Here is an 11,647-nt window from a genome sequence, read left to right on the forward strand (position 1 = left end):
GGGACATCGCTCCTTCATTTTCTTTTAGTTTACCTCAAAAAAATATCAAAATAAACAAAAAAAGGCTGTCGAGAGGGTTTCTCGACAGCCTGAAAAACCAGGATGCGTTGGCATCCTGGTTTTTTCGTGTTCAAGAAACTTGTAATTTTAACCCTTGTCGAATCTACACGGGTGCTTCCGCTTTTCTCTTTGTCCAGACTCCAGCAGCCAGCCCCTCGAGTCGCTTCAGCCTTACCCGCAATGGCAAAGACCGCCATTACCGGTAAGGCTTCCAGCGCTTGTCGGGGCTAAACGGCTGCTGCGCTTTTCTTCATTGTCCAGACTCCAGCGCCCAGGTCCTAGGGTCATAAGCCACTCTAGCTGTGCGGCTGAAATACGCCGCTTCGCCAGCGCGTCTTATGCCCGTCGGACCTAAACGGGCGCTTCCGCTTTTCTTATTGTCCAGACTCCAGCACCCAGATTCTTGGGTCATAAGCCAAACCGACTGTGCGGCAAAGAACGCCGCTTCGTCGGCCTGTCTTATGCCCGTCGAATCTACACGGGCGCTTCCGCTTTTCCTATTGTCCAGACTCCAACGCCCAGCTCTTCGGGTCATAAGCCAACCCAGCGCCGTGGCAAAGATCGCCACTCTGCTGGTCTGTCTTATGCCCGTCAGACCTACACGGGCGCTTCCGCTTTTCTAAGTATGATAAGCCTGGTAAACTTCCCTCTTGGACAATTGGCGTTCAATTGCTGCTTCTTTGATGGCTTCCTTGGATGTCAGGTTCTTGGTCTCGATCAGCTGGTCTACGTGCTCTTCAATAGACAGGTTCTCCCACCATTTCACATTTTCCAAAGGCTCAGGGTCTTGGTTGCCTTCCAGCACCAGGCAAAACTCACCGCGGATTTCATTTTCTTCAGCCCAGGCTACCGCTTCAGCAGCCGTTCCTCTCAGAAACTCTTCAAATTTCTTTGTCACTTCCCGTGCCAATGTGATCTTCCGTTCGTCGCCTACTGCTTTTTGAATGCTCTTTAAGCTTTCCTTCAGCCGGTGGGGAGCTTCATAAAAGATAAGGGTTTCTTCTTTCTGGCTGAGGAGTTCCAGTTCTGTCTGCCGGTCTTTTTTATTGCGCGATAGGAATCCGTAAAACAAAAAAGGCTGCGGCGAAATTCCGGATGCGATTAGCGCGCTGAGTGCTGCATTGGCTCCAGGTATCGGCACGACAGGGTAGTCTTCAGCAACCGCCCGTTTGACGATGTCTTCTCCTGGATCGGAAATGCATGGCATCCCGGCATCGCTAACCAGAGCCACAGACTTGCCTTCTTCCAGATATGACAGGATCTTAAAGCCTCCGCTTTCCTGATTGTGTTCATGATAACTGACCAATTTGGTCTGGATATCAAAATAATTACAGAGATTTTTTGTATTGCGCGTATCTTCTGCTGCAATAATATCCACTTCTTTTAGGATGCGCAAAGCGCGTATTGTCATGTCTTCCAAATTGCCGATGGGTGTTGCCACCAAATACAAAGTGGCTGTCTTGTGCTGAAAACTTTTTTGGGATTTCATTTGCCGTTCTCCTTTCCTTCAGCAATATAACGGATTTTTTGCGCCTTTGTTAATTGCTTGAAAGCATACTCCGCTTTCATCGCTGCCGGTTTCGTATCATAGCATTCATGGTAGATCAGCTTGGATGGCCCTTTGGCACGCGTGTATTTCGCGCCTTTTCCAGCATTATGCGCAGCCAGACGACTTGCTAGATCGTTGGTGTAACCCGCATAGTAAGACTGATCGGCGCATTCCAGAACATAAAAATAGTGTTCACTCGCTGCCATATAACAATTCCCGCACTTCTTCGGTATATTCCCCGTTGTCTCCGTAGACAATCAATGGCGGCAAGATCTTCAAATCGGGCTTGCCGTCTTTGATGCCTTCAATCAGTAGCGTATTGGCTTCTTTGCCGGCTTTCGGATAAACCAGGCGGATCCGTTTCGGTTCCAATCGGTTCGCGCGCATTGCCGTAATCAAATCGATCAAACGGCCGGAACGATGGACGAAGGCTGCTTTTCCGCCTTGCTTCAATAGTTGGCTTGCTGACAAGACCGCTTCATCCAACGTCAGGTGCAGCTCGTGCCGCGCAATCGCCATATGCTCACTGATATTTTTGTCACTCATCTCGTGTGCTGGGAAATAAGGCGGGTTGCAAGTCACCACATCGTATTTTTCAAAGCCCAGCTGTGCCGGCATGTTTTTGACATCGCCTTCTATAATCTCAATCTGCTGCTCAAGGCCATTGTAGGCCACACTGCGCCGCGCCATATGGGCAAGCCGGTCCTGCAACTCGACCCCGATGATGCGGGATTCCGTGCGGGCACTCAAAAACAGCGGAATCGCCCCATTGCCAGTACACAGGTCCACGATGGTTCCCCGTTTTAGCGGAACATAAGCGAAACGCGCCAACAGGACCGCATCCAGCGAAAACGAAAACACCGACGGACTTTGAATAATCCGCAGGTCTTCCGCCAATAAATAATCAAGTCTTTCATCATCCACTAACATTTGTTCAACTCCCAGCATAACAAAAGGCTGCCGCCACACGGAGTGTCGGAAGCCTTTCTCTTTATCGTCTTTCAAACAGCTGCTTAGCTGTCCTTATTTTTCAGTTCTGCTTGTTCAGAAATGACAAACAGAACAGGCAATCGTCGCCTTTTCGGGAACTGCCAAAATGCACATTACAGACATGGTAGCCTTCATGATACAAGCGTGCTAAGTTATCGTAGCCTTCACCGATATCCATCACGGCTTTTTTCAATTTCACCGGATCCACAGCTGCCACTTCCGGCACTGCTTTATGAAATTCATCCAAACGTGTACGCAAATGATGATTCTCCAATTGCAACGCATGATGTTCTTCCATCGTCCGGGCTACGACCGCTTTTAGTTCGCTAAATTGTTCCTGCATCGATTGAAGCTGCTGTTCAAACTCCATGACCGTATCTAAAAAATTCTTTTCCTTCACTTAAACCACCTCACGCTCTCGTTCCTTGGCCCATTATCTCATCTAATGTATATTCAAGTGTCTGTTCCTGCTCAGATAAGCGAACTTTTAACACCCGTTCCAGAATATTCATGCCCACCACTCGGCCATCGCCATCTGGCGTCGTTACGCGTGTTCCAACATCCGGCATTTCCTTTTTCGCTGTTTCATATTCGTCATTCTCATATTTTAAGCAGCACATCAAACGGCCGCATAAACCGGAGATTTTCGAAGGATTCAGCGACAGGTTTTGATCTTTTGCCATTTTAATTGACACGGGCTCAAAATCACCTAAAAATGTCGAACAGCAGAGCATCCGGCCGCAGGGACCGATTCCGCCGAGCATTTTAGCTTCATCACGGACGCCGATTTGGCGAAGTTCGATGCGTGTACGGAAAATGGAGGCCAGGTCTTTGACCAAGTTCCGAAAATCCACACGGCCTTCCGCTGTAAAGTAAAAAACCACTTTATTTCGGTCGAATGTGTATTCAACATCCACCAGTTTCATATCCAACCGATGCTCTTCAATTTTGCCGGTGCCCAGTTCAAAAGCTCGGCTTGCTTCCAGGCGGTTTTCTTCCACCTGCTGGCGATCGCGCTCAGTTGCTACCCGGACCACCTGCTTTAAAGGCAGGACAACATCGTTTTCGCCAACTGTTTTTGTTGGCACGACCACTTTTCCGTATTCTACGCCGCGTGCTGTTTCCACAATGACGTAATCGTCCTTTTCAATCCCTAATTCACCTGGATCGAAATAATATATTTTACCCGCTTTTTTAAAGCGGACTCCTATCACGTTATACAAATGCTACCCCTCCTGCAGATTCAGCATTAACTGCTCCATCAACAGCGTCCGGTTCATATTGCGCGGCAATTGTTGTTTGGCTTGTAACACAGCCTGCAACTGCTTGGACAATACCGTAAAAGAACGCTGGAGAGCCATCTGCTTCCAAGTTTCTTCCATGTCTGGATATGTTCGTGCAGTTTCAAGACCTGCTTTTACCGAAGCGATGTCCCGATATGCAAATAATAACATGTCCAGGCCTCTTTCGGCATCTTCTTTTTCTTTAAATAACGGCAGCCATTCAGCCTGAAGCATCAAAAGAGCTTCATGGACATTGCTGCCAGCCACTTCCACCAGTTTCAGCACTGTTTTCCTGGCTTGAGCAAATTGTTCATCCTGACTCAAAGCAACTGCTTCTTCTTCGCTTTGGGTCAGCATGCTGACAGTTGCAGCCATCGATTCAGTCATGCCGCCTTCCATCAATTTCTCCATCAGCTTCGGTCGTGACAGCGGCCGGAACGATACCAGTTGGCAACGGGATCGGATCGTACTCATAAGCGCATTAAGCCGCTCAGTCAAAAGAATTGCCGTCACGTTAAACTCCGGTTCCTCCAAAAACTTCAACAAAGCATTGGCAGAAGAGTTGTTCATCCGATCTGCCTGCTCAATCACGTATATTTTACGGCCTGTATTCAGTCCGGTCTTATTCAATTTGAAAATCAACTCACGGATTTGGTCAATTTTAATGTTTTGGCCATCCGGTTCGATGAAAATAACATTCGTATGATTGCCGGAATTATAAAGCTGGCAGCTCCGACATGTTTCACATGGAACATTTTGCACAGGGGATTCGCACAGCAAAAGCTTGACGAAGAAATGGGTAATCTCTTTTTTCCCGGAGCCGGCAGGACCCTCGAACAAGTAAGCATGCGCCAACCGATCTTTCGCATAGGCACCTTGAAGCCGCTTCATCACCACCGGCTGCATTTCCAAAAATTCAGCTGTCGTTTTTTGCATAACTTCCACCTTCAGACTTTGTAAAAAATCCCGTGTTCCGAATGGAGCACGGGTATTCATTATGGTGCTGGGTGACAGGCAACCCTGTCATTTATTGCAGAAAACCTGTTATTAAAAATGATGGAACTGTTCAATCGGCAGTACAAAAATAGTCGCTCCGCCCACTTCAACCTCTACTGGGTAGGGAATATATGAATCAGCATTGCCGCCCATTGGTGAGACAGGTGCTACCATCTGTTCACGAGATCGGCAGTTTTCACGAATCAAGTCCAGCAATTTCGGTACGAGTTCATCTTCTACACCGATTAAAAAGGTCGTATTCCCTGAGCGCAAAAACCCTCCTGTACTGGCAAGTTTTGTAGCCCGGAAATCGTTTTTCGTTAACGCATTGGATAATCGGTTACTGTCTTGGTCCTGTACAACTGCTACTACGAGTTTCATCAGCACTCACTCCTTTTTATCTTTCTTCTATATAAGTATAACATGAACGAAGATATACGCTGCACATCTTTCCAGCACTTTACCGAAAAATAAACCCTGCAAAAAGACAGCCGATCCTAAGAAGGATCGACTGCCGTTTGCCGTTCTTCTATAAAGCGTACAGCCGTCTCCAATGCATCTGCAAAAACGATGTCCAGCTCATTCTCTGCATTAATCAGGCGAATGCGCTCTGGATTCTGGCTTAATAGCAATAGATAGCCTTCTCTCACTTTGTAGTGGAACTTCATCGATTCTACATCCAGGCGATTTATTTCCCGGTCCAAATCTTTTTCAATCCGTGCCAATCCGACTTTCGGATTCACATCAAAATAAAGTGTCATGTCCGGCATGTAGTCATCAATAGCAAACTTATTGATGGCAAAAATTTCTTCCATCCCAAGCCCACGCGCATACCCTTGATAAGCCAGGCTTGAATCGATGTAGCGGTCGCACAGGACGATGCTTCCCGCCTCAAGTGCCGGAATAATTTTCTCAACCAAATGCTGCCTTCTTGCCGCAGCATACAATAAAGCCTCTGTCCTCGCATCCATAGCGGTGTTCTCCCGGTCCAGGATCACATTACGGATTTGTTCGGCAATCTCGATGCCGCCTGGTTCCCGTGTACTGACGACAGAAAATCCTTTTTCCTCTAGTGCATCTGCCAGCATTTTCAGGATCGTAGACTTGCCCGATCCTTCCCCGCCTTCCAGATTGATCAAATAACTCATTTTTCTGTTCACCTTATTCCATGAAATTAATCATTATGTACTGTTTTAAACTCTTTATACTATACACGAAATAACTTCGGTTTTGTAGTGACCAAAAAAAAAACCGTCCGTCTCCATGCGGAAATGAACGGCTTCCTCATTATTCCTCGTCTTCTGCCACTTGGTAAGCCCTGCGGAACAGCTCCATTTGGCTGTCTATTGCCGGCTCATCATTTTTGCGCGGTACATAATGATACACGCCAGCAGCATCCTGTTCTCTTGCTTTGACATTGTCAGCAAGCCCCAGCTCCAATATGCTCTTAACCTGTTCCTTAATGTCCTCATCGACTATCGGGAACAAGATTTCAATGCGATTGTTCAAATTTCGGGTCATCATATCCGCTGACGATAAAAAGATCTTGGCTTTGCCGTTATGGTTGAAGAAATAAACCCGGCTATGTTCGAGCAAGCTGCCGACAATGCTGCGCACCTGGATGTTTTCACTGACGCCTGGAATGCCAGGACGTAAACAGCAGATCCCTCTGACGATTAACTCCACTTTCACTCCAGCATTCGACGCTTCATACAATTTCATTATAATAGTTTTATCGGTCAACGAATTCATTTTTGCAACGATTCGGCCATTGCCCTGCTTTTTCTGGAAGCGGATTTCAGCATCGATCAAGTCGATAATATCGGTACGAATGGTAAAAGGCGCCACCGATAAATAATGGAATTCCGGCTTTTCGGTATAGCCGCTCAAATAGTTGAAAAAGTTGGTGGCATCGATCCCAAATTGCCTTTTAGAAGTGAACAAACTCATATCTGTATAAATTTTCGCCGTTTGGTCATTATAATTGCCCGTGCCCAAATGAACAAAGCGTTCAATCTTGTTGTCTTTTTTGCGGACCACCAAAGTGATTTTGCTGTGCGTCTTCAAGTGGGTCATGCCGTAAATAACATGACATCCGGCTTTTTCCAGCTCTTTTGCCCATTGGACATTGTTCTCCTCGTCAAAACGGGCTTTCAATTCAACCAGTACCGTTACTTGCTTGCCATTTTCAGCGGCTCTTTTCAGCGCTTTGATAACTGGTGAATCGCCGCTGACCCGGTAGAGCGTCTGCTTGATGGCCAGTACATCGCGATCGTCGGCTGCTTCGGAGATAAATTGCACAACCGGTTCAAATGACTCGTACGGATGATGGAGAAAGACATCCTGCTCACTGACCTTTTGGAAAATGTCTTTGCCAGTTTCCATTGCAGCTGGCAACTGTGATACTTTTCCTTCAAAGACCAAATGCTCCCAAATCGGCGCCATCTTTTTATAAAAATTGAAAAAGACCGTCAAATCCAGAAATCCTTCAATAGCATAGACGTCTTTTTTATGGACTTCCAGTTCATCTGTCAAGTAATCCAAAATAGCCGGATCAAATCCTGGCTGCTGGATTTCAAGACGCACAGCCGCTCCCCACTTCCGTTTGCGGAGTTCTTCTTCAATTTCCTTGAGCAAGTCACGTGCCCCTTCTTCATGGATAGTCATGTCAGCATTTCGGGTAATGCGGAACACAGATGCCGATATGACTTTGAAGCCATGAAAAAGCTTTTGGATAAAAAAGGCGATGACATCTTCCAATAAAATCAGCTTGTGGCTTCCTTTTTTGGAATCCAAGCGGACAAAACGATCCAACACAGAGGGAACTTGGACGATGGCAATTTTCTGCCCTTCTTCAGCCTGTTCCACTTCGTCTTGCAGTACTACCGCTAAATTAATGCTTTTATTCAATAACATGGGAAAAGGACGGTATGCATCAATGGCCATCGGCGTCAGCACAGGGAAGATATGATCTTCAAAATGCTTTTCCATGACAACCAATTGATCTGCGCTCAAATTCGCCATCTTTACAAATTCCACATTCTCTTTTTGAAGTTTTGGCAGCAAATTGTTTTGCAAAGTTTCGTATTGCAGGTCCACCAATCGATGGGTCTTCATCGCGATTTCATTTAATTGCTGTTTCGGGGTCATGCCGGCTTTGTTTTCGGGTTTCGTAAACCCAACTTTTACCTGGTCCTGCAGCCCGGCTACCCGGACCATAAAAAATTCATCCAGATTAGAGCTGAAAATGGACAAAAACTTAAACCGCTCCAGCAAAGGATTTCGTTTATCCAATGCTTCCTCTAACACTCGTTCATTAAAAGCGAGCCAGCTTAATTCGCGGTTATTGTAATAAGCAGGTTCTCTAAGTTCCACATTCTTTTTTTTCGCTGTCTCCAATTTCGATTCCACCTTTTACTTATAATCCATTCTATTATCGTACCATTATCCAGCTTTTTAAAAAGCTGGATCAGGCCTTTGCAATGTTAATTATTTGTAAAATTTAAAATCAATCGTTTTCTTCAGCTGCTTTTCCAAATGTTTTTTCTGCTTCTCCACCTGATACTGTTCCGGTTTCCAATCTTCACTGCAGCGAATAGAAAATATCAGCTTATCGTCTTTTTCTTCCAGTTCAATGGTTTCTACAATGTCACGTTTTGTAGCATTTAAACTGTATGCCAGCTTAATGATGGCACCAAGCAAGCTGTATTTAGCCAGTTCTTCCTTGCCGAACCATTCTTCATAGATTGCGATGTTGCGTTTAAAGGTTTCCTTATTCTTAAACGAAGCCATCAATGCAACGATGACCCGCTCTTTGTGCAACAGGCCGTCAATAGTCCGGTTGCTTAGCAAGTAAAATGTATGCTGGTGGCTCGACTCGGAATCGATATAGCTCCCTAAGTTATAAAGGGCGCTGCTCAGCTTCAGACGTTTGTAATCTTCTTCCTGCAAAGACAGCATACCTACCTCTTCCAATTCTTTTGAAATCAGCAATGCACTGTTCGTCACATGAAATGCATGAGTCAAATTGATGTCATAGTCGATAGCCAGTTCGTGGAAACTTTCTTCTACAACGTTCGGAAAGACCGATAAATCGAAATCTTTGGTCGTTTCTTCATAGAAAACACCATCTCTCAAGCCTTTTCTGCTAAGAGCAAACTCTTCCGTATCTATCAACTCCATTAAATACCGGAACACTTCAAGTGCGGGAATGATGATATCCGCCCGGTCCTTCGACAAACCTTCAAGCCGCTGCAAATCCGAAAACTCCAGAGACTTCAATAAATCATTCATCTCTTCTACATCGTCCCTGCTCATTCTATACTGATGAACGCCAGTCAAAGGATACTCAACATGCTCTTGATGAATCTGAGCCATGTTCCGCGCACTTCCCCCGATCCCAATCAATGGCAGGCGTTTATCGGCCAGCCACTCCAGCTGATCAAATTGCTCTTTCAAAAATGAACGCAATTCACGCAGTTCACCTTTAGTCGGTGTATTTCCTTGGATAAACTGCTGTTTTAAAGACAATGCACCAAATGGGAAACTGTAGAAATAAATCAGCTGGCGATCATTGAAATACGTAATTTCTGTACTGCCTCCACCAATATCTACTGTGATGCCGCTGGTGAAGGGCGTCGAATTGACCACTGCCAAATAACCATAGTTCGCCTCTTCAAATTCAGACAGGATACGGATGGTAAAATCGGTCTCACTCTCGACTGCTTCCATAATTTCGTCCTGATTTTCCGCTTGGCGGACAGCCGCTGTAGCGACACATTTGATCGCCTTCAATTGATGGTGGCGGGTAACTTCCTGGAAACTCTTTAACGTTTTGACCAATATATCGATTCCTTCACGTTCCAACAGATTGTCTTCATTTAAATAATTGCGGAGACGGGCAACCGCCTTAACGTTTTCACTTTCTGTAAAACGACCGCTTTTGTCCCGTGTATAGATAACCAGACGGATGGTGTTCGAACCGATATCAATGATTGCGTATTTTTCTTGCTCCATGAAAATCCCCCACATTCTTTACCATTTAAATAATATTACAGTATACCCTCTTTATGCCTTATCCATTCTCTTGCACACCTTGTTGAAGCACCGGCAGTTGCTTGGACTCCAGCCGGTGGTCACCCTGGATCTGTGCTTCCGAAGCCAAGTAATTCATCAGCTCTTCCACTTTGGTCAACGTCCATTTTTCACCAGCCACCATTAACGGAATGCCGGGAGGATATGGAATCACCATGCCGGCAGCAATCCGCCCGATGATTTGTGTATACGAAATCCATTCCTGATCAGCCAAATCAATTTCTTCAAAAGACAATTCTGGAACCGTGACATCCAACTGCTGCAGAACCGTACGTTTGGTTTCCTGCCTTGTTTCCCCCTCAAGCCGCATAACTGCTTCTTTTAACCGGCTGCGGACTTCTGCAAACGGATAGGCATGCCATTGTTTCAAAAGAGGCAAAATCAGCAGCACTTGGAAAAGATCGGCCAGCTCCACTTCAATCCCTGCTTGCTCAAGCTGCTGTTTCAGCTGGTAGCCGCTGTGATGATCTGCCCTCAACATGATTTTTAACGGATCATCGGATTCCACCACAGTCAAATGTGGAATCATCCGCAAACTGCTAAGAAAACGCTCTCTCTTTTCAATGAACATCCGAATATCAGGCTGCGAATAATTTTGCACATAGGACCGCGCATCATCCAAAGAAGCCAGGAGCAAATACGACGGACTGCTCGATTGAAACATTCGCAAGTATTTTTGGATTCTTTTTACATTCACCCGATCACTGCCAACATGCAAAAAAGAGCCCATCGTCATTGCCGGCAATGTTTTATGCGCTGACTGCACCACTACGTCCGCACCGAGAGCCAAAGATGAGACTGGAAACGGCGAACCCGCCTGAAAATGGGCACCATGTGCCTCGTCTACCAAAACTGCGATATTCTTTTCATGGCATACAGCAATAATTGCCCCCAGTTCATTGGAAACCATCCCGTAGTAATTCGGATACGTCAGCACCACTGCTTTTGCTTCCGGATACGCCTCTATAGCTGCTTCTATTGCCTTAAGAGGCACTCCAGCAGCTGTCATAGATCTCTCATCCCATTTCGGCGACACGTAAACAGGACGTACACGCGTCAGCTCCAGCGCATGGAAGATCGACTTATGTGAATTGCGCTGAACGATCACCACATCCCCTTCTTTACAGGCTGCGTGGATCATTGCCAAATTCCCTACCGTCGAGCCATTGACCAATAAGAAGCTTTCCTGTGCCTCATATGCCTCCGCCAATAAAAGCTGAGCATCTTTAATCGCTTCTTCCGGATAATGAAGATCATCCAGTCCTGTCAGTTCCGTCAAATCGTAATGAAGCGCCGACTGGATTTCTTTCGGCAGCCCCGATAAAATGCCGTGTTTATGCCCTGGCACATGAAAAGAAATAGGCTGTCTGTTTTGATGCTGTATCAAAGCATCCACTATTGGACGTCGTTGAGTCATAGTTTCCATCCTCACATTGATTGATTACTCCCATTATAGCAACTTCAGCTAAGAGCGGTGGTTTTGAAACAGAAAGACTGGGATGATTTCAAAATGCCATTGATTTCTCGTGGAAATAAAAAACAAGCCGTTACCGGAATCGGTAACGACTTGTTTTGTTTGGTTGCCCAGCGACGTCCTACTCTCACAGGGGGAGACCCCCAACTACCATCGGCGCAAAAGAGCTTAACTGCCGTGTTCGGGATGGGAACGGGTGTG

12 protein-coding genes and 1 rRNA gene are annotated in these 11,647 nt (G+C 46.0%); 1 reads left to right on the forward strand and 12 read right to left on the reverse strand.

The window, feature by feature from the left end; genetic code table 11:
* Window positions 1–266: hypothetical protein (locus QOZ98_RS18750; protein WP_308788754.1), on the forward strand; the 266-nt coding region annotated here is incomplete at its 5' end.
* Window positions 267–679: 413 nt separating this feature from the next.
* On the opposite strand, the gene rsmI is transcribed toward QOZ98_RS18750, so the two are convergent.
* From rsmI to rrf, 12 genes are all read right to left on the reverse strand, one after another.
* Window positions 680–1,549 carry a 16S rRNA (cytidine(1402)-2'-O)-methyltransferase gene (gene rsmI, locus QOZ98_RS18755; protein WP_308788755.1) on the reverse strand — a complete coding sequence of 290 codons (870 nt, stop codon included), beginning with the start codon at window positions 1,547–1,549 and terminating at the stop codon, window positions 680–682.
* Window positions 1,546–1,815 (reverse strand): GIY-YIG nuclease family protein, encoded by a 270-nt coding sequence (locus tag QOZ98_RS18760; protein ID WP_308788756.1) that lies wholly within the window; start codon window positions 1,813–1,815, stop codon window positions 1,546–1,548. The genes rsmI and QOZ98_RS18760 overlap by 4 nt, the downstream gene beginning before the upstream one ends.
* The gene (locus QOZ98_RS18765; RefSeq protein WP_308788757.1) at window positions 1,802–2,539 is read right to left on the reverse strand and encodes a tRNA1(Val) (adenine(37)-N6)-methyltransferase; all 738 of its coding nucleotides are present in this window, start codon (window positions 2,537–2,539) and stop codon (window positions 1,802–1,804) included. The genes QOZ98_RS18760 and QOZ98_RS18765 overlap by 14 nt, the downstream gene beginning before the upstream one ends.
* Window positions 2,540–2,639: 100 nt before the next feature.
* Entirely contained in the window at window positions 2,640–2,999 is a 360-nt protein-coding gene (gene yabA / locus QOZ98_RS18770; protein ID WP_142830599.1) for a DNA replication initiation control protein YabA, read from the reverse strand.
* A 10-nt stretch (window positions 3,000–3,009) separates the two neighbouring features.
* The gene (locus QOZ98_RS18775; RefSeq protein ID WP_308788758.1) at window positions 3,010–3,822 is read right to left on the reverse strand and encodes a PSP1 domain-containing protein; all 813 of its coding nucleotides are present in this window, start codon (window positions 3,820–3,822) and stop codon (window positions 3,010–3,012) included.
* A 3-nt stretch (window positions 3,823–3,825) separates the two neighbouring features.
* Window positions 3,826–4,818, reverse strand: a complete 993-nt coding sequence (gene holB, locus QOZ98_RS18780; protein WP_308788759.1) for a DNA polymerase III subunit delta' — start codon at window positions 4,816–4,818, stop codon at window positions 3,826–3,828.
* A 111-nt stretch (window positions 4,819–4,929) separates the two neighbouring features.
* Entirely contained in the window at window positions 4,930–5,259 is a 330-nt protein-coding gene (locus QOZ98_RS18785) for a cyclic-di-AMP receptor (RefSeq protein ID WP_146559492.1), read from the reverse strand.
* Between the two features lie 116 nt (window positions 5,260–5,375).
* Window positions 5,376–6,026, reverse strand: coding sequence for a dTMP kinase (gene tmk / locus QOZ98_RS18790; RefSeq protein ID WP_308788760.1), 651 nt, complete (start codon window positions 6,024–6,026; stop codon window positions 5,376–5,378).
* A 139-nt stretch (window positions 6,027–6,165) separates the two neighbouring features.
* Window positions 6,166–8,277: an RNA degradosome polyphosphate kinase gene (locus QOZ98_RS18795; RefSeq protein ID WP_308788761.1), complete on the reverse strand. Its 2,112-nt coding sequence runs from the start codon at window positions 8,275–8,277 to the stop codon at window positions 6,166–6,168.
* Window positions 8,278–8,367: 90 nt separating this feature from the next.
* Entirely contained in the window at window positions 8,368–9,894 is a 1,527-nt protein-coding gene (ppx, locus tag QOZ98_RS18800; protein WP_308788762.1) for an exopolyphosphatase, read from the reverse strand.
* Between the two features lie 58 nt (window positions 9,895–9,952).
* A complete protein-coding gene (locus QOZ98_RS18805; protein WP_308788763.1) occupies window positions 9,953–11,389 on the reverse strand; it encodes an aminotransferase class I/II-fold pyridoxal phosphate-dependent enzyme in 1,437 nt (478 codons plus the stop codon).
* Between the two features lie 165 nt (window positions 11,390–11,554).
* Window positions 11,555–11,647: ribosomal RNA gene (gene rrf / locus QOZ98_RS18810) — 5S ribosomal RNA — on the reverse strand; the annotation flags it as partial.

The organism is Planomicrobium stackebrandtii (assembly GCF_030814955.1).
In the GTDB taxonomy this organism is placed as follows: Bacteria; Bacillota; Bacilli; order Bacillales_A; family Planococcaceae; genus Planococcus; species Planococcus stackebrandtii.

What these genes read in the sequence shown, in the direction of transcription:
- ppx (WP_308788762.1), bottom strand. Translation starts at nt 9,894, where the DNA reads ATGGAGCAAGAAAAATACGCAATCATTGATATCGGTTCGAACACCATC.
- QOZ98_RS18785 (WP_146559492.1), bottom strand. Translation starts at nt 5,259, where the DNA reads ATGAAACTCGTAGTAGCAGTTGTACAGGACCAAGACAGTAACCGATTA.
- QOZ98_RS18760 (WP_308788756.1), bottom strand. Translation starts at nt 1,815, where the DNA reads ATGGCAGCGAGTGAACACTATTTTTATGTTCTGGAATGCGCCGATCAG.
- tmk (WP_308788760.1), bottom strand. Translation starts at nt 6,026, where the DNA reads ATGAGTTATTTGATCAATCTGGAAGGCGGGGAAGGATCGGGCAAGTCT.
- rsmI (WP_308788755.1), bottom strand. Translation starts at nt 1,549, where the DNA reads ATGAAATCCCAAAAAAGTTTTCAGCACAAGACAGCCACTTTGTATTTG.
- QOZ98_RS18805 (WP_308788763.1), bottom strand. Translation starts at nt 11,389, where the DNA reads ATGACTCAACGACGTCCAATAGTGGATGCTTTGATACAGCATCAAAAC.
- QOZ98_RS18765 (WP_308788757.1), bottom strand. Translation starts at nt 2,539, where the DNA reads ATGTTAGTGGATGATGAAAGACTTGATTATTTATTGGCGGAAGACCTG.
- holB (WP_308788759.1), bottom strand. Translation starts at nt 4,818, where the DNA reads ATGCAAAAAACGACAGCTGAATTTTTGGAAATGCAGCCGGTGGTGATG.